At 67.9% G+C, this 20,778-nt stretch carries 19 protein-coding genes and 1 pseudogene; 16 read left to right on the top strand and 4 right to left on the bottom strand.

Annotated features, from left to right (window positions below; genetic code table 11):
• Positions 1–32: 32 nt before the first annotated feature.
• The 3 genes from FK267_RS08465 to FK267_RS08475 form a co-directional block, all read right to left on the bottom strand.
• Positions 33–1,589, bottom strand: coding sequence for a serine/threonine-protein kinase (locus FK267_RS08465; protein ID WP_141406931.1), 1,557 nt, complete (start codon positions 1,587–1,589; stop codon positions 33–35).
• 222 nt (positions 1,590–1,811) lie between these two features.
• The gene (locus tag FK267_RS08470) at positions 1,812–2,135 is read right to left on the bottom strand and encodes a hypothetical protein (RefSeq protein WP_009405546.1); all 324 of its coding nucleotides are present in this window, start codon (positions 2,133–2,135) and stop codon (positions 1,812–1,814) included.
• Positions 2,119–2,448 carry an ArsR/SmtB family transcription factor gene (locus FK267_RS08475; protein ID WP_141406932.1) on the bottom strand — a complete coding sequence of 110 codons (330 nt, stop codon included), beginning with the start codon at positions 2,446–2,448 and terminating at the stop codon, positions 2,119–2,121. The genes FK267_RS08470 and FK267_RS08475 overlap by 17 nt, the downstream gene beginning before the upstream one ends.
• Before the next feature lie 84 nt (positions 2,449–2,532).
• Here FK267_RS08475 and FK267_RS08480 point away from each other — a divergent pair, with 84 nt between their 5' ends.
• From FK267_RS08480 to FK267_RS08555, 16 genes are all read left to right on the top strand, one after another.
• Positions 2,533–3,306 carry a glycerophosphoryl diester phosphodiesterase gene (locus FK267_RS08480; protein ID WP_043537658.1) on the top strand — a complete coding sequence of 258 codons (774 nt, stop codon included), beginning with the start codon at positions 2,533–2,535 and terminating at the stop codon, positions 3,304–3,306.
• A gap of 57 nt (positions 3,307–3,363) precedes the next feature.
• A complete protein-coding gene (locus FK267_RS08485; protein ID WP_075374311.1) occupies positions 3,364–3,981 on the top strand; it encodes an L-threonylcarbamoyladenylate synthase in 618 nt (205 codons plus the stop codon).
• Positions 3,982–4,099: 118 nt separating this feature from the next.
• Complete coding sequence (locus FK267_RS08490) at positions 4,100–5,503, top strand: replication-associated recombination protein A (RefSeq protein WP_075377664.1); 1,404 nt, start codon at positions 4,100–4,102, stop codon at positions 5,501–5,503.
• A gap of 256 nt (positions 5,504–5,759) precedes the next feature.
• Positions 5,760–6,383: a 30S ribosomal protein S4 gene (gene rpsD, locus FK267_RS08495; RefSeq protein WP_009747225.1), complete on the top strand. Its 624-nt coding sequence runs from the start codon at positions 5,760–5,762 to the stop codon at positions 6,381–6,383.
• Between the two features lie 237 nt (positions 6,384–6,620).
• A complete protein-coding gene (alaS, locus tag FK267_RS08500; RefSeq protein WP_141406933.1) occupies positions 6,621–9,332 on the top strand; it encodes an alanine--tRNA ligase in 2,712 nt (903 codons plus the stop codon).
• Between the two features lie 39 nt (positions 9,333–9,371).
• On the top strand, positions 9,372–9,887 hold the full coding sequence (gene ruvX, locus FK267_RS08505; RefSeq protein ID WP_004564842.1) for a Holliday junction resolvase RuvX: 516 nt from the start codon (positions 9,372–9,374) through the stop codon (positions 9,885–9,887).
• Complete coding sequence (gene mltG, locus FK267_RS08510) at positions 9,884–11,095, top strand: endolytic transglycosylase MltG (protein WP_009405606.1); 1,212 nt, start codon at positions 9,884–9,886, stop codon at positions 11,093–11,095. Before ruvX ends, mltG begins: the two co-directional genes overlap by 4 nt.
• A complete protein-coding gene (locus FK267_RS08515; RefSeq protein WP_141406934.1) occupies positions 11,088–12,068 on the top strand; it encodes a shikimate dehydrogenase in 981 nt (326 codons plus the stop codon). The genes mltG and FK267_RS08515 overlap by 8 nt, the downstream gene beginning before the upstream one ends.
• Before the next feature lie 70 nt (positions 12,069–12,138).
• The gene (aroC, locus tag FK267_RS08520; protein WP_141406935.1) at positions 12,139–13,371 is read left to right on the top strand and encodes a chorismate synthase; all 1,233 of its coding nucleotides are present in this window, start codon (positions 12,139–12,141) and stop codon (positions 13,369–13,371) included.
• A 76-nt stretch (positions 13,372–13,447) separates the two neighbouring features.
• Positions 13,448–15,316, top strand: a complete 1,869-nt coding sequence (aroB, locus tag FK267_RS08525; protein WP_141406936.1) for a 3-dehydroquinate synthase — start codon at positions 13,448–13,450, stop codon at positions 15,314–15,316.
• Complete coding sequence (locus FK267_RS08530; protein ID WP_075377670.1) at positions 15,313–15,879, top strand: shikimate kinase; 567 nt, start codon at positions 15,313–15,315, stop codon at positions 15,877–15,879. Before aroB ends, FK267_RS08530 begins: the two co-directional genes overlap by 4 nt.
• 90 nt (positions 15,880–15,969) lie before the next feature.
• Positions 15,970–16,533: an elongation factor P gene (gene efp, locus FK267_RS08535; protein ID WP_009405746.1), complete on the top strand. Its 564-nt coding sequence runs from the start codon at positions 15,970–15,972 to the stop codon at positions 16,531–16,533.
• Complete coding sequence (nusB, locus tag FK267_RS08540; protein WP_075377671.1) at positions 16,533–17,024, top strand: transcription antitermination factor NusB; 492 nt, start codon at positions 16,533–16,535, stop codon at positions 17,022–17,024. The genes efp and nusB overlap by 1 nt, the downstream gene beginning before the upstream one ends.
• 116 nt (positions 17,025–17,140) lie before the next feature.
• The gene (locus FK267_RS08545) at positions 17,141–17,995 is read left to right on the top strand and encodes a hypothetical protein (RefSeq protein ID WP_232622580.1); all 855 of its coding nucleotides are present in this window, start codon (positions 17,141–17,143) and stop codon (positions 17,993–17,995) included.
• A 204-nt stretch (positions 17,996–18,199) separates the two neighbouring features.
• On the top strand, positions 18,200–18,886 hold the full coding sequence (locus FK267_RS08550; protein ID WP_232622581.1) for a hypothetical protein: 687 nt from the start codon (positions 18,200–18,202) through the stop codon (positions 18,884–18,886).
• A gap of 147 nt (positions 18,887–19,033) precedes the next feature.
• Complete coding sequence (locus FK267_RS08555; protein ID WP_075377674.1) at positions 19,034–19,642, top strand: hypothetical protein; 609 nt, start codon at positions 19,034–19,036, stop codon at positions 19,640–19,642.
• 41 nt (positions 19,643–19,683) lie between these two features.
• Here FK267_RS08555 and FK267_RS08560 read toward each other — a convergent pair.
• Positions 19,684–20,563: pseudogene (locus FK267_RS08560) on the bottom strand (glycoside hydrolase family 16 protein).
• Positions 20,564–20,778 lie beyond the last annotated feature (215 nt).

A 20,778-nucleotide genomic window follows, 5' to 3' on the forward strand; every position in this document is an offset into this window, starting at 1 on the left:
CCTGCGGAGGGGCATGTGAGACCGCTGCAGATCTACAACCGGCCCAGGACGCAGGCGAAACCCCGACTGCCCGCGGCCCACTCCTCATCATTGGGACCGAGCGTGTTGATCGTGTAGCTGGTGGACAGGTCGAGTCCATAGCGCTCTGCGTAGGCGCTGGTGCAGGCGGCCTCGACCTGAGGGTCATTCGCCATGGCCTCGGTGGCGCTGGAAGCAGTCGTGGCCGGATCGAAGGTTCCGCCGGCGAAGACGATCCAGTCGGCCTGGGAGCAGGCGACCTGGCTGACGCTCGTGCCGCCCACAACCGAGGTCGTCCGGCTCAGGCAGGTCCCCAGAGGCCACGGCATGTCGTCGGAGTAGGGGATGCCCTGGGCGTTGACCTGCGCGGGAGTCGGGGCGGCTGTCGGGGAGGGCGAGGCCTTCCGGGAGCCGGGGACGGTTGCCCGGGCCGTAGCCGAGGGGCGGCTGCCGGCGCCCTGCTCCGCTCGGGCCCCGGCATGTAGGACGGGCGAGGCAGAGGCCCGCTGGGCTGCCCGGTTCGCTGACGGCACCGAGTCGATGAGCCTGACGGCTCCCAGCACAGCGGCGGAGATGACGACGCCGGCTGTCACCCCCAGTGCCAGGAGCATCAGTGCTCTGCTCGAGCGGCGCGATCCGGCTGTGGGCGTCGAGATCGCCGCAGGCAGGGGGTGGGAATCCCGTAGCGCCGAGTGAGGGGTGCTGAACGCGCCGTTCGAGAGCCCGCCGGCCCGAGTCAGTGCTTCGGTCAGCTCGTTGCCGTCGCGGTATCGCTGAGCGGGGTCGGGGTGCAGTGCCCGGTCGAGCAGCGGACGTAACGCCTCGGGGATGCGCGTGTCGGAGGTGTCGATGGGCACTGACAGCCGGTTGATGATCTCCGGCAGGCTCTGGGGGGCGCCGTCGGCTGTGCGTCGAGGCCCGCGTCCGGTCAGGAGCGCGAAGAGAACGGCCCCCATCGACCACACGTCGCCCCTGGGTGAGGGCGCGGCCAAGGTGAAGGCCTCCGGGGGAGCGAAGTCCGGCGTCATCGTCTCCAGGGTGACGGAGGAGTCGATGCCCTCGCGCTGGACGGCGGCCAGGCCGAAGTCGCTCAGACGCGGGCTTCCATAAGCGTCAATGAGGATGTTTCCGGGCTTGATGTCGCGGTGGAGGACCCCGGCGTCGTGAGCGGCGCCCAGGGCGGAGCACACGGCCGTGACGATGCTGACGGCCTGGGCGGCGCTGATCTCGCCGCGCTGCAGGACCTGGGCCAAGGAGCCCCCGTCACAGCGTTCCATGACCAGGTAGGGGCGCCCGTCGGGAAGCACTCCGGAGTCGATCAGCGAGACCGCGTTCGGGTGCCCGCTGATCCGGCTGGCGGCCGCCATCTCCCGCATGAAACGTCGGCGGTTGCGCTCGTCGTGCAGCGGCCTGGAGTCGATCTTGACAGCCACTGGGCGCCCCAACGAGACCTGCTCCCCGGCGTAGACGGTGGCGAATCCTCCCTGACCCAGCACCTGTCCCAGACGGACACCGGGCACAGGCGGTGCAACGTGCCCAGAAGCACCGGAAACAGGGAGGGGACTGCTCATGGGCACATGATCGTTGCGCGTGCGCATCGGTGCAAACCCGCCATTCCCTGAGCCTCATCGTCCAGGGGACAGCCCGCTGACCGTCTGCGTCGGGCGCCGCCGGCTACAGCGTTGCCGCAAACCGTGAGGGCCTCCTGCCGACATACGTCATTCGGCAGAAGGCCCTCACAGGGGCGCACCTCCTGAAGGCGGAGCCCGTCCAGGGGTGACTGACTGAGTCGCTCAGGCGGCGTGCGTGCAGGTCGGGCAGGTGCAGTCCTCGCAGGTGCACGAGGAGCAGGAGTCCGAGCAGTGCTCGCACGAGCAGGTGTTGTGGTTGCAGGTGGGGCAGGTGCAGTCCTCGCACTCGCACACGGCGCAGGGGTCCGAGCAGTGCTCGCACGAGCAGGTGTCGCACTCGTCGTAGTGGCCGTTGTCCTCGTGGTGGGCGTGGCCGTTGTGAATGTAGTCCACGTGGTCTCCGTGGATGACGGCCAGGTGCCCGCAGTCGGGGCCGTGGGTGTGCTGGTGGGCCTCAGCGGGGCGGTGCTCAGTGGTGGCAGTCATGATCGTGCTCCTTCGTGTGCTCGAGGGTATCGATGAAGATGGATGCGACATGGTCGTCAATGAGGGAGTAGCTCTGGCGCTTGCCGTCGCGGACCGACTCGACCAGGTGGGCGTTGCGCAGGACCCGCAGGTGGTGCGAGACCAGGGGCTGGGAGACGCCGAGGAACGTCACCAGCTCGGTGACGTCAGCCGGTGAGCTGATGAGGCGGTAGACGATGCTCGCCCTCATGGGGTGAGCCAGCGCCTTGAACAGCTGCACCACGGCCCAGTCCTCCCCAAGGGGGGCCTCCGGTGGTGTCGCGACCTTTCGCATACAAGGGATTTTATATCAACTCGCCTTGATGTCAAAGCGTTCTTCCGCGGAGTGCGTTCGTGCGGCTCATGTAGCATTCCGGCCATGTCATCGGTGACCTCAGACAGTGGTGGGTGCGTACGCGGAGACGAGCGCATGATCTTCGGGCACCGGGGCCTGAGCTCGCTCGCCCCGGAGAACACCATGGCCGCTTTCCGTTGTGCAGTGGATCATCAGGTGAAGTGGGTGGAGGCCGACGTCGACGTCATCGCCGACGGAACAGTCATCATCTGCCACGACTCCACCCTGGACCGGACCACGAATCGCACTGGTCGGTACGACGACCTGACGGCGGCCGATCTGGCGGGCATCGACGCCGGAGGCTGGTTCTCCCCTCGGTTTGTGGGTGAGCCGCTGCCCGCCCTGAGCGATCTCATCGACCTCATGAACGACAGTGGTCTCAACGCCAACATCGAGATCAAGCCCAACGAGACCGGCAAGGAGGCGACCTTGCGCCTCATCGACGGCGTCATCACACAGCTCGAGCGCCTGCGCCCCGACGTCAAGGTCATCGTCTCCTCCTTCAGTCACCTCCTGCTCCACCTGTTCAAGCAGCGCGCCCCGGAGGTCCCCGTGGGGTGTCTCTACGAGAGTCGTGCGCTGTCGGGTGACTGGAGGAGCACCCTTGAGATCGTGGGCGCCGACTTCATCCACCCCGAGGACTCCGGCCTGACCCGGCAGCAGGTCCAGGAGTTTCGGGATGCGGGCTACGGCGTCAACATCTGGACCGTCAACTCGCCCAGCCGAGCCGACGAGCTCTTCAGCTGGGGGGCCACCGGCGTCTTCTCCGACGTCGCCCACCAGATCCCTGGTTGCTGACACCCGTCTGCCCCCAGAACGCTATGTGAGAACCATCACCCGGGGTAGGGTGGGGGCATGGCACGTTACATCGAGCTCCACCCCGTCAACCCGCAGGTGCGTCTGGTTGAGAAGGTCGTCGACACGTTGCGCGACGGCGGCCTGGTCGCCTACCCCACCGACTCCGGATACGCCCTGGCCTGTGCGCCGGGCAACAAGGATGGGCTGGACCGGATCCGCACCATCCGCCAGCTCGACGGCAAGCACAACTTCACCTTCGTGTGCGCCGACTTCGCCCAGGTCGGGCCGCTGGCCATCGTGGGCAACAACGCCTTCCGGCTCATCAAGCGGCTCACCCCGGGGCCGTGGACCTTCATCCTCAAGGGCACCAAGGACGTGCCCCGGATGACGCTCAACCCCAAGAAGCACACGCTGGGCGTGCGCATCCCCGACCACGCCATCACCCAGTCCCTCGTCGCCGAGTTCGGCGCTCCCATCCTGTCCTCCACCTTCATCCGCCCCGGCCAGGAGGAGCCCGAGACCAACGGATGGGAGATCCAGGATTCGCTGGGGCACCTCATCGACGTCGTCATCGAGGGGCCGGTCGGACAGGGGGAGCCCACCAGCGTCATCGACCTGACCGACGACGTCCCCGAGGTGCTGCGCGAGGGCGCAGGAGACGTCAGTCTGCTGTAACCGATCCGGGTACCGTCGTTCTCGCAGTACTTGCCGGGCCCGCCTTCGCGTGAGTCCTTGCAAGCTCCTGGAGATCGTGCATCCGTGGGGCCGGCGTCAGGGGAGATAGGGTCGGTGCATGGACCTGTTCGAGTCGGCCGGCACGGATGACGCCGGGATCCCCGTGGACTCCCACGCCCCGCTGGCAGTACGGATGCGTCCGCGCACACTCGATGAACTCCAGGGGCAGGCACACCTGCTCACCCCCGGATCGCCTCTGCGCCGCCTCGTGGAGCCGGCCGAGGCGAGCGGGGGCTCCCATGCTGGTGAACGGGGCGCCGCCGCGCGGCCGTCTAGCTCCTCCCTGTCCTCGGTCATCCTGTGGGGCCCACCCGGAACCGGCAAGACGACGCTGGCCTACCTGGTGGCACGGGGCAGCGGCCGCAGGTTCGTGGAGCTGTCAGCGGTGACGGCCGGCGTCAAGGACGTGCGCGCCGTCGTGACCGATGCCAGGCGCCGTCTGGCGGCGGGGGAGGAGACGGTGCTGTTCATCGACGAGGTGCACCGATTCTCCCGCTCCCAGCAGGATGCCCTGCTACCGAGCGTGGAGAACCGGTGGGTGACGCTCATCGCGGCCACTACGGAGAACCCGTCCTTCAGCGTCGTCTCACCGCTCCTGTCCCGCTCCCTGCTCCTGACGCTCCAGCCTCTGGGGGCCGATGACATCGGGCGCCTGATCGATCGCGCGCTGGATGACGAGCGGGGCCTGGCCGGCACCGTGGGCATCAGCGAGGAGGCGCGCGAGCAGATCGTGCGCATGGCCGGCTCCGACGCCCGCAAGGCGCTCACCGTGCTGGAGGCCGCCGCCGGCACGGTCCTGGCGCAGACACCTGCTTCCAGCTCGTCTCCCCTCATCGAGGTGGCCGACGTCGAGCGGGCCGCGGACGTGGCAGCGGTGCGTTACGACCGCGCCGGAGACCAGCACTACGACGTCATCAGCGCCTTTATCAAGTCGATGCGCGGCTCGGACCCCGACGCCACGATGCACTACCTGGCGCGCATGATCGCCGCCGGGGAGGACCCCCGCTACATCGCCCGCCGCATCGTCATTCACGCCGCCGAGGACGTGGGCCTCGCCGACCCCACAGTGCTGTCCACCGCCGTTGCCGCCCAGCAGGCGGTCGCCATGATCGGGATGCCGGAGTCCGGGCTCATTCTCGCCGAGGCCGCGCTCGCCGTGGCCACTGCGCCCAAGTCCAACGCGGTCACCGCGGCGCTCAACGAGTCGTTGGCCGATGTGCGGGCCGGTAAGGCCGCGGCCGTTCCCGCTCACCTGCGCGACGCCCACTACGCCGGGGCCGAGGGGCTCGGGCACGGCAAGGGCTACCGCTACCCGCACGATTTCCCCCACGCCGTCGTCGGCCAGCAGTACCTGCCCGACGGGCTCGAGGGCAGCCGGTACTACCGGCCCACCGGCAACGGCTTCGAGAAGCAGCTGGCCTCCCGCCTCGAGGCGGTCAGGCGCATCCTCGACGAGCGATAGTGCGTACGCCTTGAGCACCCCATCCGGGCAGAGCTTGAGGACCGTCTCACACCGGGCGGTTCCGACATGGGTTTTCGCCGGTGAGCACGCTAGAGTTCTCGAGTTGTCCACATCGGAAACGGCAGGCGCCTCCCGCAGGTGTCACCGCCCGACGACGATGCGGACCTCCTGGGGTCCCGGCCCGAACCGAGGCTTGACCCCGCGCCGTCGGCTCCCGCCACGGCGTGCGACCATCGATCCGACAGGAATGACACACATGAGCTCTTCACGCTCCCGCCGCCAGGTGCGCCTCTCCCGCGCCCTCGGCATCCCGCTGACCCCCAAGGCCGTGCGCTACTTCGAGCGCCGCCCCTACGGCCCCGGTGAGCACGGCCGCGCCCGCCGCCGCACCGAGTCCGACTACGCCGTCCGCCTCAAGGAGAAGCAGCGCCTGCGCGCCCAGTACGGCATCCGCGAGGCCCAGCTCCAGCGCGTCTTCGAGGAGGCCCGCCGCGGCCAGGGCCTGACCGGTGAGTCCCTCGTCGAGCTGCTCGAGATGCGCCTGGACGCCCTCGTTCTGCGCTCCGGGATCGCCCGCACCATCGCCCAGGCCCGCCAGGACGTGGTCCACCGCCACATCCTCGTCGACGGCAAGGTCGTGGACCGCCCCTCCTACCGCGTCAAGCCCGGCCAGACCATCCAGGTCCGTCCCCGCTCCCAGGTGATGGTGCCCTTCCAGGTCGCCGCCGCCGGTGCGCACCGCGACGTGCTGCCCCCCGTCCCGGAGTACCTCAACGTGGACCTCGAGAAGCTCTCGGCCACGCTGGTGCGCCGTCCCAAGCGCGACGAGGTCCCCGTGACCTGTGACGTCCAGATGGTCGTCGAGTACTACTCGCGCTGACCCTCACGCCCACCTGACGCCGGGGCGCCCCGGACCCATGAGAGGTTCGGGGCGCCCCGGCGTGGGAGTACGCTCACCATGGAGCAACTCGACCGGCTCCGCGCCCGCAGGCGACTGGTTCCACCGTCTCCGCCGCGTACCTGGCCGGCCGGTCGGCCACACCACACCGTCCACCCGCCCAGCACCAGGCCCAAGAGCCGCAGTGCCCGGGCACACCTCGAACAGGATGAGGACCCCATGCGCACATCCGAGATCCGCAGCCGCTGGCTGGACTACTTCGCCGCGAACGAGCACGAGATCCGGCCCTCGGTCTCCCTGGTGTCTCCCGAGCCCTCCATCCTGTTCACCGTAGCCGGCATGGTGCCCTTCATCCCCTACATCCTGGGTACCGAGGAGGCCCCCTGGCCCCGGGCCGCCTCGGTGCAGAAATGCATCCGCACCAATGACATCGACAACGTCGGTATCACGACGCGCCACGGCACCTTCTTCCAGATGAACGGCAACTTCTCCTTCGGTGACTACTTCAAGGAGGGGGCCATCTCCTACGCCTGGGGACTGCTGACAGGCAGCCGCGAGGAGGGCGGCTACGGTCTGGACGGGGACCGGCTGTGGATGACGATCTGGGAGGAGGACCAGGTCTCCCTCGACTACTGGACCCGTGAGATCGGGGTGCCCGCCGAGCGGATCCAGCTCCTTCCCTTCAAGGACATCTCCTGGTCTACGGGCCAGCCCGGCCCTGCCGGTTCCTGCTGCGAGATCCACTACGACCGCGGCCCCGCCTACGGGCCCGACGGCGGTCCCGCCGTCGACACCCAGGGTGACCGCTTCCTGGAGATCTGGAATCTCGTCTTCGACGAATTCCTGCGCGGAGAGGGCAAGGGCCACGACTTCGAGCTCCTGGGTAAGCTCGACCAGACGGCCATCGATACCGGTGCCGGTCTGGAGCGCCTGGCCTTCATCATGCAGGACAAGCCCAACATGTACGAGATCGACGAGGTCTTCCCCGTCATCAAGGCCGCCGAGGAGCTGTCCGGAAAGGTCTACGGCCGCGGCTCGGCCGGCCCCGAGGCGGGCGAGGCCTACCACGATGACGTGCGCATGCGGGTCGTCGCCGACCACGTGCGCTCGGCCCTCATGCTCATCTCCGACGGCGTGCGCCCCGGCAACGACGGCCGTGGCTACGTCCTGCGCCGCCTCATCCGCAGGGCGGTGCGCTCCATGCGCCTGCTCGGCGTCGACGAGGCCGCCATGCCCACGCTGCTGACCGTCTCGAAGGACGCCATGAAGTCCTCCTACCCCGAGCTGGAGAACGGCTGGAGCACCATCTCCGAGGTGGCCTACGGCGAGGAGGACGCCTTCCGCCGCACCCTGGCCGCCGGCACCACGATCCTGGACACCGCGGTGGCCTCGGCCAAGAAGGAGGCGGGCCGCTCCGGGCGCCCGCTGGTGTCGGGCAAGAGCGCCTTCGAGCTGCACGACACCTACGGCTTCCCCATCGACCTGACCCTCGAGATGGCGGCCGAACAGGGGGTCGATGTCGATGAGAGCGCCTTCCGCAGCCTCATGAACGAGCAGAAGGAGCGTGCCCGGGCCGACGCGCGCGCCAAGAAGACCGGACACGCCGACATCCGCGTCTTCCGCGAGCTGGAGAAGGAGATGGGCGGCGGCTCGACCTTCCTGGGCTACACCGAGTCCTCCGCCGATGCCACCGTCGCCGGGATCCTCGTTGACGGCGTCCCGCAGAGCGTCGTCACCGCCCCGGCCTCGGTCGAGGTCGTCCTGGACCGGACTCCGTTCTGGGCCGAGATGGGCGGCCAGCTCGCCGACCAGGGCACGATCCGGCTGGCCGACGGCGGCACCGTCGAGGTCGACGACGTCCAGGCCCCCGTCAAGGGGCTGCACGTCCACCGCGGCACCCTGACCGAGGGCACGATCGCGGTGGGGGAGAAGGCCTTCGCCCAGATCGACTCGGCGCGCCGCCTGGCGATCGCCCGCGCCCACACCTCCACCCACATGGTGCACAAGGCGCTCCACGAGATCGTCTCCGACAACGCCACCCAGGCCGGCAGCGAGAACTCGCCCTCCCGCATGCGCTTCGACTTCCGCCACGGTTCAGCCCTGGCCTCGGACCAGATCTCCGGCATCGAGGAGCGGGTCAACGCCAGGCTCTCGGAGGACCTGGCCGTCACCGACGAGGTCATGGACATCGACGCCGCCCGCGCTGCAGGTGCCATGGCCCTGTTCGGAGAGAAGTACGGCAAGCAGGTGCGGGTCGTCTCCATCGGGGGTGACTGGTCCAAGGAGCTGTGCGCCGGCACTCACGTCCCCAGCACCGGCCACATCGGCCGCATCGCGGTGCTGGGCGAGTCCTCGATCGGTTCGGGCGTGCGCCGTATCGACGCCCTCGTCGGTGAGGGCGCCTACGGCTACCAGGCCAAGGAGCACGCGCTGGTCTCCCAGCTATCAACCATGGTCGGGGGCCGCCCCGAGGACCTGCCCGAGCGCGTCGAGAGCCTCATGACGCGCCTGAAGGACGCCGAGAAGCGCCTGGCTGCGGCCGAGCAGGCGGCGCTGTCGGCGCGCACGGCCGGCATCGTCTCCGACGCCGTCCGGCTGGGCGAGGTCCGTCTTGCCTCAGCCGACCTCGGGACCGTCGGCTCGGCCGACGCCGTACGCTCGCTGGTTCTCGACACCCGCAGCCGACTCGGTGACGCCGAGCCCGCCGTCGTCGCCGTCGGCGCGGTCGTGGGCTCGCGTCCGGTCGTGGTGGTGGCCACCAATGCCGGTGCTCGTGACCAGGGCATCCGTGCCGGTGCCCTGGTGCGTACCGCCGCCCAGGTTCTGGGCGGCGGAGGCGGTGGCAAGGACGACCTTGCCCAGGGCGGTGGTCAGAACCCCCAGGCTCTCGACGAGGCGCTGCGCGCCGTGGCCGAGCAGATCCAGGCCTGATCCGGGAAACCGGATCGCCCCGCACGCGTAGCAGATCCTGTGACAGGCTCATCGGCTCAACCGGACCCGACGCAATTTCGTCCCGGTGTCCGCATCGCCTTCGATGTCGGAAAGGCACGTATTGGTGTCGCTCGTTGCGATCAGGACGCGATCCTGTCGTTTCCTGTGGTAACTCTCAGGCGGGACCGCTATGGTGCAGACCTCGACGAGGCCGTTGACCTCGTCGAGGAGTACGGTGCCTTCGAGGTGATCGTCGGTTTGCCCAAGCACATGGGCGGCGGCAGCTCGAGCTCAACCAGGGATGCCCGCCAGTGGGCGCGAGACCTGGCGAGCCGCCTGCCTCAGCGGGTGTGCGTCCGGCTGGTCGACGAGCGGCTCACCACCGTCTCTGCTCACCGGGATCTGCACGCGGCCGGCCTGAAGGAGAGGAGCTTCCGCGGTATTGTCGACCAAGCGGCAGCGGTCGTCATCCTCGAACAGGCCATCACCACTGAGCGGATGTCCGGGGTCCCGGCCGGTGAGCGAGTCCACCCGATCAAGAGAGGCAGAGCGTGAGCCACGACGATTTCTTCGCCGAGCTCGGCATCCAGCGCGATGAGGACGCTGGTGACGCCAAGGACAAGCCCAAGAGCCGCAGGCAGCGGCGCATGGAGAAGGTCGAGCGCCGTCAGCGCAAGCGGCGCCGGCACTGGCTGACCAGCCTTGTCATCGTCATCACCCTCGTGGCCGTCGGCGTCCTGGGCTACAAGGCCATCGGGATCATGCGCGACGCCTCTGCCCAGGCGACTCACGCCGAGGACTACAAGGGCGAGGGCGAGGGCGAGGTCACCGTGACGATCCCGGAGGGGGCCTCCGGAGCGGACATCGGAGACATCCTCCAGAGCAAGGGCGTCGTCGCCTCCGGTAAGGCCTTCACCAATGCGGCGAAGAACAACCCGAAGGGCAATACGATCCAGCCGGGCACCTACAAGCTCAAGAAGAAGATGTCCGCCAACTCAGCTCTTCAGGCGCTGCTCGATCCTGAGAGCAAGGGCGATCACACGCTGACCATCCCCGCAGGTGTCTCCAAGCAGATCGTCAAGGACCGGCTCAAGAAGGTCGGCAGCTTCACCGACGAGCAGATCGAGGCGGCCTATGCCGACTCCGCTGCCATCGGTCTGCCCGCCGAGGCCGGCGGCAATGTCGAGGGCTGGCTCGCCCCGGGCACCTACGACGTCACTGAGAACGCCACGCCGAAGGACCTGGTCAAGAAGATGGTCTCCCAGACCGTCACCCAGCTCAAAGAGCTCCAGGTGCCCAAGGAGGACTACCAGAAGGTTCTGACCAAGGCCTCCATCGTCGAGCGCGAGGTCAACAGTGAGCGGTACTACGGGCAGGCAGCGAGGGTCATCGAGAACCGTCTGTCGCAGACAGACGGCGAGACCCATGGCCTGCTCCAGATGGACTCGACAGTGCAGTACGGCCTGGGACGGTATGGAGGCATCCCCACCGAGGCGGAGACTCAGGACGCGAACAACCCGTACAACACCTACGTTCACAAGGGTCTCCCGCCCGGGCCGATCGGCAGCCCCGGTGAGGCGGCCATCAAGGCGGTGCTCAACCCGCCGGCCGGGAGCTGGCTCTACTTCGTCACGGTGAACCTCGAGACCGGCGAGACCCTGTTCGCCTCCACCAACGAGGAGCAGAAGACCAACACCAAGAAGCTCAACGACTACTGCAAGAAGAACCAGGAGATCTGCAACGGCGAGAAGAAGAGTGGCTGAGTCGCCGGCGGGGGAGATCCGCCACCGCGCCGCCGTCATCGGCAGTCCGGTGAGCCACTCGCTGTCACCCGTGCTGCACCGGGCCGCCTACGCCGGGCTCGGACTGGACGACTGGTCCTACGAGCGGCGCGAGACCGACTCGGAGGCGCTGTCGGCCCTGCTCGCCGAGCTGGCCGCTCCGGTTCAGGCCGGTCCGGCCTGGGCAGGTCTGAGCGTCACCATGCCCCACAAGCAGACGCTCCTGGCACGCTTGGACGTCATCGACCCTCTCGCCGAGGCCGTCGGTGCCGTCAACACCGTGGTGGCACAGCGCAGCGGCTCAGGAAGTGCGCTCCTGGCCGGTTTCAACACCGACGTCGCTGGTATCGTCGGCGCGCTGCGGGAGACCGCCCGTACACAGGCACCGGACTGCCCAGGCGCCCGCCTGCGAATCGAGCAGGCCGTGGTGCTCGGATCGGGGGCCACCGCCTGCTCCGCCCTCGCGGCGCTCGGAGAGCTCCGGGCCGGCCGGATCACCGTCGTGGCCCGACGACACGCCGGCCCCGGTCGCGCACTCAGCGCCGCCCACCGCATGGGGCTGGACATTGAGACTCTCACCTGGAAGCCTGCCGACTCCGCCTCCAACACCGAGGCGGCCCGGCGTCTGGCCGCGGCCGACGTCGTCATCTCGACCCTGCCCGCGCATGCGGCCGACCCGCTGGCAGACCCACTGAGGCAGGCCCTGGAGCAGGCCGAGGGCACCCGCCCAGGAGCCGTCATGCTCGATGTCGTCTACGCCCCCTGGCCCACCGCCGTCGCCGGTGCATGGGCTCACGCCGAGGGAGCCCTTGCCCCGGGCTGGCTCATGCTCCTGCACCAGGCCGTGCCCCAGGTGCAGCTCATGACCGGGCAGCAGCCCGATATCGATCTCATGCGTACCGCGCTCCTCGCAGCCATCGCCCCCACCACGGATACCTCGACAACCGCATACTGACCCGCGCAACATCAACGTTCCAGGTCGGGCGAGGCAGGTAGCGGCATCGGCGTGTGAGAGTATCTACCCCATGCTTCGATGGATGACGGCCGGGGAGTCCCACGGCGAGGCTCTGACCGCGGTGCTGGAAGGCGTGCCCGCGGGCGTGCGGATCACCAGTGAGGACATCCGGGTAGCACTTGCCCGGCGGCGACTGGGGCACGGGCGTGGTGCCCGCCAGGCCTTCGAGCGCGACGAGCTGCGGGTATTGGGGGGCATCCGCCACGGGAGTACCATCGGCAGCCCCATCGCCCTGCAGATCGGCAACTCCGAGTGGCCCAAGTGGTCCACGGTCATGAGCGCCGACCCCGTGGACCCCAACGACCTGCTCATCGACGCCGGCACCGGTGACGAGCGCGAGATTGCCCGTAACCGCCCGCTGACCCGCCCCAGGCCCGGGCACGCGGACCTGCCGGGGATGCTCAAGTACGACCTGCCTGAGGCCCGCCCGGTCCTGGAACGGGCCTCAGCCCGCGAGACCGCCGCCCGTGTGGCGCTGGGGGCCGTGGCTGAGGCCATTCTGGAGCAGGTCGCCGGTGTCAGGCTGGTCAGTCACGTCGTGCGGATCGGATCGGTCGCCCTGCCCGATGACGTACCCCCGCCGAGAGCTGAGGACACCGAGCGACTGGACGCCGATCCCGTGCGCTGCACGGATCCGGCCACCAGTGCCGCCATGGTCGCCGAGATCGATGCCACCAGGAAGGACGGCGACACGCTCGGTGGCGTCGTCGAGGTCATCGCCACCGGTGTCCCGGTGGGACTGGGCACTCACGTCAGCGCCGACCGCCGCCTCGACGCGCGCCTGGCGGCCGCGCTCATGGGGATTCAGGCCGTCAAAGGCGTGGAGATCGGTGACGGCTTCGCCGAGGCGGCTCGGCGGGGCTCGGCAGCTCACGATGAGATCGTCTCAGTGGACTGTGGAAGGCTCACCCGGTCCACCAACCGGGCCGGCGGCATTGAGGGCGGTATCTCCAACGGCTCCGATGTGAGGGTACGGGCCGCTTTCAAGCCGATCTCCACGGTGCCCAGGGCCCTGCGCACCGTCGACCTGGCCACGGGCGAGCCCGCCGCCGGGCTCCACCAGCGCTCAGACGTGTGCGCGGTCGTCCCCGGAGCGGTCATTGCACAGGCCATGACCGCCCTGGTTCTGGCCGATCTTCTGCTGGACAAGACCGGGGGAGACTCGGTCGATGAGGCCGGACGCAACCTGCGTTCCTACCTGGACCGCATTGCTGAACGGACGCAGTGGCGAACCGAGCGGTGAATCTTGTGGTAAGTCGGTCTGCTCGGGCGATACTGATACGACCCACAGCGATCTCGACGGAGAGGGAGTCACGATCATGACCTGGAAGCGTGTTCCGACCATCGCTCTGCGCGACGACCAGCTGCCCCTGGTTCTGGTGGGGCTGCCCGGCGCGGGCAAGACCACTCAGGCCAGGCTCCTGGCCCAGGCCCTGGGCGTCCAGGTCACTGACACCGACGCTGAGATCCGCCGGCGCGCCCGCATGACGATCCCAGAGATCTTCGCCGCCGAGGGGGAGGAGAGCTTCCGCGACCGCGAGCACCGGGCCATGCGGGCAGTCCTGGACTCCCCGGCGGCCGCTCAGGGTGTCATCGCCCTGGGCGGGGGAGCGGTGCTGCGCCCTGAGAATCGAGACCTGCTGCGCGGTCACACGGTCATCTACCTGTCTGCCTCTCCGAGCACTGCGGCCAAGCACGTGGGGGACGGGGCCGGGCGCCCGGTCATGGCCCCGGACGCGGACTCGGACCAGGCCCGTGCCGCTCAGCAGCGCTGTGAGGAGCAGGGCGAGCACGCGGGCGTCCTGGCGCGGATGGAGGCCCTCCATGCTCAGCGCTCGCCTCTGTACTCCGAGGTCGCCACGCTGACCGTGCCTACTGACGGGCTCAGTCCCCAGCAGGTCGCCGCTCTCATCCTGGTGGCCCTGGGGGTCCAGACCTCTCAGGCAGTCAGTGTCCTGGCTCCCATGGCCGAGACGCAGACAGACTCGCCCGCTGCCCCGGACGGGGCCGACGCCTCGCCACGGCGCGTCCGCGTCCGGCCCGTGGCAACCACCGAGGGCAGCAGCGGCGCACGGAGGGTCACCGTCGGCGGCCCGAGCCCCTACGACGTCCTCATCGGCCACGGGATCCTGGCCGAGCTGCCCCGCATCGTGCAGGACGTCCCCGGAGCAGGTGCGGGTGGCGTCGCCGTCATCCACGCCAAGGCGCTGGCCGACCGCGCCCGCGCTGCCGAGGCGGCGCTGACCGCCGAGGGGCTGCGCGTCCTGCGCCTCGAGGTCCCCGATGGGGAAGCAGCCAAGAAGGCGCGCGTCGCGGAGTACCTGTGGGAGCGGCTCGGCTCCTTCCGCCTGGGCCGTGACGGGCTCGTCGTCGGACTCGGTGGCGGAGCGACGACGGACCTGGCCGGTTTCGCGGCCGCCACCTGGCTGCGAGGCGTTCCCGTGGTTCAGGTGCCCACCACGCTTCTGGCCATGGTGGACGCCGCCGTGGGCGGTAAGACGGGAATCGACACGCCGGCAGGCAAGAACCTGGTGGGTGCCTTCCACCCGCCGGCCGCCGTCATCGCCGACCTGGAGATGCTCTCCACTCTGCCGGCCGCTGAGCTGCGGGCCGGACTCGGAGAGGTCATCAAGTGCGGCCTGATCGCCGACTCGGTCATTCTCGACCGGGTCCTGGCCGATCCAGCCGACTGCCTGACCTGGGACTCGCCAGTGCTGGCCGACCTGGTCGCCCGGTCCATCGCGGTCAAGGCCGCCGTCGTGGGGGAGGATCTCACCGAAGCCGGCCTGCGGGAGGTCCTCAACTACGGGCACACCTACGCCCACGCGATCGAGAAGGTCACCGACTACTCCTGGCGTCACGGAGAGGCGGTCGCCGTCGGATGCGTCTTCGCCGCCGAGATCGCACACCGCAACGGCAATCTGAGCAGAGACGCGCTCGCCCTGCACCGTCAGAGCCTGGAAGCGGTCGGTCTGCCGACCCGCTTCCCCGAAGGGGAGGGGCGCTGGGAGGAGCTCAAGGAGGCCATGATGAGCGACAAGAAGGTGCGCGGCGGCCGGCTGCGCCTCGTCCTGCTCGACGACATCGCCAGGCCCGTGCGGGTTCAGGCACCGGCGGAGAGCGTTCTCCTATCGGCTCACGAGGCAGTCACCGGTGGGCCCAGCCCGGCAGAAGGGAACCTCGGTTGAGCGCCACGGCACCGGGCTCCCTCATCCTCATCGGCCCGCCCGGTGCCGGCTGCTCCAGCGTAGCCCGTGCCATCGGGAGTGCCCAGGGCCTGACCGTGCTCGATCTGGGCCGACTCGTCGCCGACGAGCTGGGCACCCGCCCCGACCTGGCACTCGTCGCGGTGCCGGAGACCGAGTACCGCCGCATCGAGGCCGGCACCGCTGAACGGCTCCTGGAGCGGGCCGAGAGCGGGGGCCTCGTCGTCGCCCTGGGATCGGGCTGCCTGGAGGCCACGGGAGTGCGTCAGGGCCTTGAGCGCCTCAGGCTCGCCAACCGGGGAACTCACCATGTCGCGTCCCTGACCTGCGCCACCCGGGTCCTGGCCACCCGTAACGGTCTCGACGCACCGCGGTCCGTGGCCCTGGGAACCATCCACCACCAGTTCGTCCAGATGCTCCACGAGCGTCAGGCCCGGTGCCAGGACCTGGCCGACGTCGTCATCGACACCACCTCAACGACCCCAGACGAGGCCGGCGAGAAGGTCATGAGTGCCGTCGGAGCCGATTTGTCCCGCCACTCGTGATCGGTCCGACACGCCCGTCGCCGGGGGAGCGCAGTGCCTCGCGGTAGGATCAGCGCGTCCCAGATGCAATGCAACAGTGAGGAAACCCTCGTGGCCACGACGAACGACCTGAAGAACGGCATGGTGCTCAACCTTGAGGGCCAGCTGTGGCAGGTAGTGGAGTTCCAGCACGTCAAGCCCGGCAAGGGCCCCGCATTCGTGCGTACCAAGATCAAGAACGTCCTGTCCGGCAAGACCGTTGACAAGACCTTCAACGCCGGCCTCAAGGTCGAGACCGCCACTGTCGACCGGCGCGACATGCAGTACCTCTACAAGGACGGCGACGACTACGTCTTCATGGACGTCAAGTCCTACGAGCAGACCTACGTCCCCTCAGCCACCGTCGGCGAGGCCGCCACCTTCATGCTGGAGAACCAGGAGGTCATCGTGGCCTTCCACGAGGACTCGGTGCTGTTCGTCGAGCTGCCGGCCTCCGTGGTCCTGACGATCTCCCACACCGAGCCGGGCCTGCAGGGCGACCGCTCCAGCGCCGGTACCAAGCCCGCCACGGTCGAGACCGGTGCTGAGATCCAGGTCCCGCTGTTCCTCAACACCGGTGACAAGGTCAAGGTGGACACCCGCTCCGGCTCCTACATCTCCCGCGTCAACGACTGATGACCGAGCATCCCGAGGAGGTCTCGAGCCACTCGAGCCCCGCATCGCGCCACCCGGTCACCGCCCGCACCAAGGCGCGCCGGCGTGCCATCGAGATCCTCTTCGAGGCCGATCAGCGCGGGATGCTGAGCTCCGAGGGCTCCGAGGAGCTGCGTTCCTTCGCGCAGCTGCGCGCCGTCAGCTCGGCCAACCACACCGAGGCTCCTGCCTACACCCGGGAGATCCTCGACGGTCTGTGCGATCACCTGGGCGACGTCGACGAGACGATCCAGACCTACGCCCAGGGGTGGACCCTGGGGCGGATGCCGGCCGTCGACCGCGCCATTGCTCGAATCGCCACCTGGGAGATCGTCTACAACGACGAGGTGGATGCGCCCGTCGCCGTGGATGAGGCCATGACGCTGAGCCGGATGCTCTCCACCGACGAGTCACCCAGGTACCTCGGTGGACTTCTGGGGCGTATCGGAGACCTCGCGGACACGTTGCGCTGAATCACGGCGCGCAGGGGCTCACGGCATGGGGATGACTCCCTATGCCGTGAGTTGCGTCCGTCCTGCATCGGTGGCCTAGGCTGAGGCCGCCCCCTCTGCCGATGCTGGAGTGCTCCGTGAGTCAGCTACCTCCCCAGGATCCCAACGACTACCCCTACATCAAGGGCGTCGGCGCACCTCAGGAAGGGGCAATCGGTGTCGACAACCCTGTAGCAGTACTGTCCGGCCCCCACGTGGCCGGCTACCCCTGGGCGGGATCGGGAATGCCCTACCCCGCCAGGCCCTATCCCTTCGGAGGCCTCCCGCCGTCTCCAGCAGCGCCCGGAGGCTATCCGTGGAACGGACCCACGCCTGTTCCTCACGGTCCCTACCCTCCAATGGGACTGAACCCGGTTCTTGGATTCGTCTGGAACGACCCGGTCCTCATGTGCGAGCGCAAGCGCTCCGCGACCCGTAAGGTCTCGCTCACCAGCGGCATCATCGGGCTCATCACCATGGTGATCCAGATGGCCATCATCGTCACCATGTTCCTCGCCATCGGGTACACGGGGCAGCAGGGCGAGTTCTTGCTGTTCATGTCCCTTCTCATCGTGGTCCTCGCTCCGATGGCTGTTGGCCTTGGATGGGTCACCACCTTCATCCTGGCTCTTGTCGCCTGTATTCAGGCCCGTTCCCGCACGCCTCAGGTTCAGCCGGACGGATGGATCCAGGCCAAGACACCAACGCTGGCGCTGCTGGTCACCAGCATCGTGACGGGACTGCCCACCCTCATCATGTACGTGGTCCTGTACGAGGCGCTCTCACGCGACTACACGGATGATTTCATCGATGGCTTCCTGGAGCCATTACTCATGTTCTGCGGCCTGACCCAGGTCCTGATCGTCGTGGGGTTCGTGTTTCTTCTCCGTATGAGCAAGGCGCTGGACCCGGCGGTCAGAGCATCTCAGGCCCCGGGAGGGCAGCCCGCATGATCTGTTCGCAGCGGCGATGCGAACTCGGGCGTCGACGTGTCATCGAGATGCTTGTCGACGCCGATCAGTGCGGGATGCTGGGCGCTGGTACAGGGTGCGAGGAGGCTCGCGGCATGGGGCGGGCTCCCTATACCCTGAGTTGCACCTATCCGACGCGGTTGACCTAGGCTGCGGCCATCCCCTTTGCCAATGCCGGAGTACCCCATGAGCCACCTACCTCCCCAGAATCCCAACAACGACCCCCATATCCAGGGCGCCGGCCACCCACGGAACGCTCCCACGGCTGTTCCTCACGGCCGCTACAACCCCCTGGTGGGGCAGATGCCTGCTGCCGGCTTCGGCTGGAATGACCCGGTCTTGATGGAGGTTCAGCGCAAGCGCTCCGCGACCCGCAAGGTCTCGGTCGCCGGCAGCATCATCGGGCTCATCACCATGAGTATCCAGGTGATCGCCGCCACCACCTTATTCGTCACTTCCGTCGTCCCAAGGGATCCGTCCCTGGAGTTCACATTCCTTGATTTCATTGGCCTTCTCGCGATGATCTTCACCCCGTTCGTCGTTGGCCTCGGGTGGATCGTGACGTTCATCCTCGGTCTTATCGCCTGTATTCGGGCGAACTCCCGGACACCTCAGGTCCAGCCCGACGGATGGATCGAGGCCAAGATGCCAACGTCGGCTCTGCTGGCCGCGAGTATCGTGGCGGGACTTCCCACCCTTGCCATACTTCTTACTTGGTTCTGGCAGATCCACCACGGCATCGGGGGCACCGACACCTACGTCCTCTACACAGTGCTCGTCGCCAGCTACCTGGTGCAGGTTCTGATCGCAGTGGGATTCATCGTTCTGCTCCGTAGGAGCAAGGCACTGGACCCATCGGTGAGAGCGTCTTAGGCGCAGGGAGCTCGAATGCTGAGCGGCTAAGGCATGGACTGAGGGGCTCGCGGCACATGGGGTGGACTCCCTATACCGTGAGCTGTGCCCATCCGACGCGGTTGACCTAGGCTGAGGCCATCCCCTCTGCCGATCCTGGAGTACCCCATGCCCGTTCCTGACGGCCGCTACAACCCCCTGGTGGGGCAGACGCCTGCTGCTGGCTTCGGCTCGATCGACCCGGTGCTGACGGAGGTTCAGCGCAAGCGCTCCGCGACCCGCAAGGTCTCCGTCGCCGGCAGCATCATCGGGCTCATCACCATGATGATCCAGATCATCTTCACCACCTACGAACTCCTCACTGCCAACCTGCAGGGGGAAGAGTACCTGGAGCTCGCGCTCCTTGCCCTTCTCATGATGATCGTCGCCCCGTTCGTCGTTGGCCTCGGGTGGATCGTGACGTTCATGCTCGGTGTCATCGCCTGTATTCGGGCGAACTCCCGGACACCTCAGGTCCAGCCCGACGGATGGATCGAGGCCAAGTTGCCAACGTTGATGCTGCTGGTGGCGAGTATTGTGGCGGGACTTCCCACCCTCGCCATTTATGTCGCTTGGTTCTCGGAGGGCTCGTCCAAGTCCGCTGTCAAATCTCTGGTTGTCGCCTGCGATCTGGTGGAGGTTCTGATCGCAGCGGGGTTCATCGTTGTGCTCCGTATGAGCAAGGCGCTGGACCCGGTGGTCAGAGCGTCTCAGGCGCCGGGGACGCAGCCAGCATGATCTCTTCCCGGGCCCGATGAGAACAACGGGCGCTGCATCAGCTACTCATCCATCGCCCGTACGACGATGTAGTCAATATCCACCTGGGCCTGCGTGAAGCCCTCATGCTTGAGTCGCCCCCGGTGGATGCTTCCGCTGTGCGTGGTCAGGCAGATGTGGTAGGCGGCGTCGTCACCGAAGCAGGCATCGAACTCCTTCTGCGATGCTGAACGCAAGACCTCATGGTAGGGCTGACCGTCGAAGAGGAAGAGAATGCTCTCGGGGGTCTTCTCCATCCCGTAGGTGTGCCACTGGGTGAGATCGGGCCGCGGCGAGACCCCCAGGTTGCTTCCCTTGCCCCCCGCCTGGCCGTAGTGCACAGTCGACTCGGCGATACCGGTGGCACTGCCGCCGCCGTAGGTCTCCACGACATCGATCTCGCCCCCGTTGTCGTCGTCGTCCGCCCGCAACCAGATGCCGGCGAAGAGTCCCTCAGCCGACTGAGGGAAACGTGCCCTGGTCTCCAAGGAGCCGTAGACAAAGGAGAACAGCCCCTGCGTGGTGACAGAGGCCTGGTCTGACAAAGGCCTGGTCGACGTAGCGCAGGGTCGGCTCCTTGTCGAAGCGGTTCTGGAAGCCCTTGAGGGGGGTGGCGCGCTTGCGCCACAGGACGTGCCCGACACCGTTGCTGACGCTGTGTGTGTCATGGGTGAACACCCCCCAGTCGTAGCTGGCACAGGACTCGGGCTCCGAGCGGTTGTCCCGCCACCGTGACGGGGAGAAGTCCGATCCGTCAGAGAACTGCTCATTGAAGATGACGCTGCTGAAGTCGTAGGAGGACTCCGCAGCCGCTGCCTGCGAGGGGGAGGCGAGACTGGCGGCGGCCAGTCCTGCCCCGGCGCTGAGGCCGGTGATGATCGAACGTCGAGTGGGGAGTGTCATGAAGGGCATTCCTTGCTTGAGAAGAAGTCGCTGACGCAGCAGCAACACCGGACCGTACCTGCTCTGCGACATCGTTCAGCTCTCAATCGGGCTCAGATGGATCCGGCACTCACTTCTCAAGCTCTCGACATGTTGTGACGATCTCGCAGTCAGCGTCTGACGACGCCTGAGCATTGGGCTAAGACTAAACATTGTTACGGATGGTTTGTAGATGC

Source organism: Actinomyces oris, from assembly GCF_006546825.1.
Classification (GTDB): domain Bacteria; phylum Actinomycetota; class Actinomycetes; order Actinomycetales; family Actinomycetaceae; genus Actinomyces; species Actinomyces oris.

Excerpts from the sequence above, each read along its gene's own strand:
- FK267_RS08475 (WP_141406932.1), bottom strand. The coding sequence starts at position 2,448 with ATGCGAAAGGTCGCGACACCACCGGAGGCCCCCCTTGGGGAGGACTGG.
- FK267_RS08490 (WP_075377664.1), top strand. The coding sequence starts at position 4,100 with ATGGACCTGTTCGAGTCGGCCGGCACGGATGACGCCGGGATCCCCGTG.
- FK267_RS08485 (WP_075374311.1), top strand. The coding sequence starts at position 3,364 with ATGGCACGTTACATCGAGCTCCACCCCGTCAACCCGCAGGTGCGTCTG.
- FK267_RS08480 (WP_043537658.1), top strand. The coding sequence starts at position 2,533 with ATGTCATCGGTGACCTCAGACAGTGGTGGGTGCGTACGCGGAGACGAG.
- FK267_RS08470 (WP_009405546.1), bottom strand. The coding sequence starts at position 2,135 with ATGACTGCCACCACTGAGCACCGCCCCGCTGAGGCCCACCAGCACACC.
- alaS (WP_141406933.1), top strand. The coding sequence starts at position 6,621 with ATGCGCACATCCGAGATCCGCAGCCGCTGGCTGGACTACTTCGCCGCG.
- FK267_RS08465 (WP_141406931.1), bottom strand. The coding sequence starts at position 1,589 with ATGAGCAGTCCCCTCCCTGTTTCCGGTGCTTCTGGGCACGTTGCACCG.
- aroB (WP_141406936.1), top strand. The coding sequence starts at position 13,448 with ATGACCTGGAAGCGTGTTCCGACCATCGCTCTGCGCGACGACCAGCTG.
- FK267_RS08555 (WP_075377674.1), top strand. The coding sequence starts at position 19,034 with ATGCCCGTTCCTGACGGCCGCTACAACCCCCTGGTGGGGCAGACGCCT.
- nusB (WP_075377671.1), top strand. The coding sequence starts at position 16,533 with ATGACCGAGCATCCCGAGGAGGTCTCGAGCCACTCGAGCCCCGCATCG.
- FK267_RS08550 (WP_232622581.1), top strand. The coding sequence starts at position 18,200 with ATGAGCCACCTACCTCCCCAGAATCCCAACAACGACCCCCATATCCAG.
- aroC (WP_141406935.1), top strand. The coding sequence starts at position 12,139 with ATGCTTCGATGGATGACGGCCGGGGAGTCCCACGGCGAGGCTCTGACC.
- rpsD (WP_009747225.1), top strand. The coding sequence starts at position 5,760 with ATGAGCTCTTCACGCTCCCGCCGCCAGGTGCGCCTCTCCCGCGCCCTC.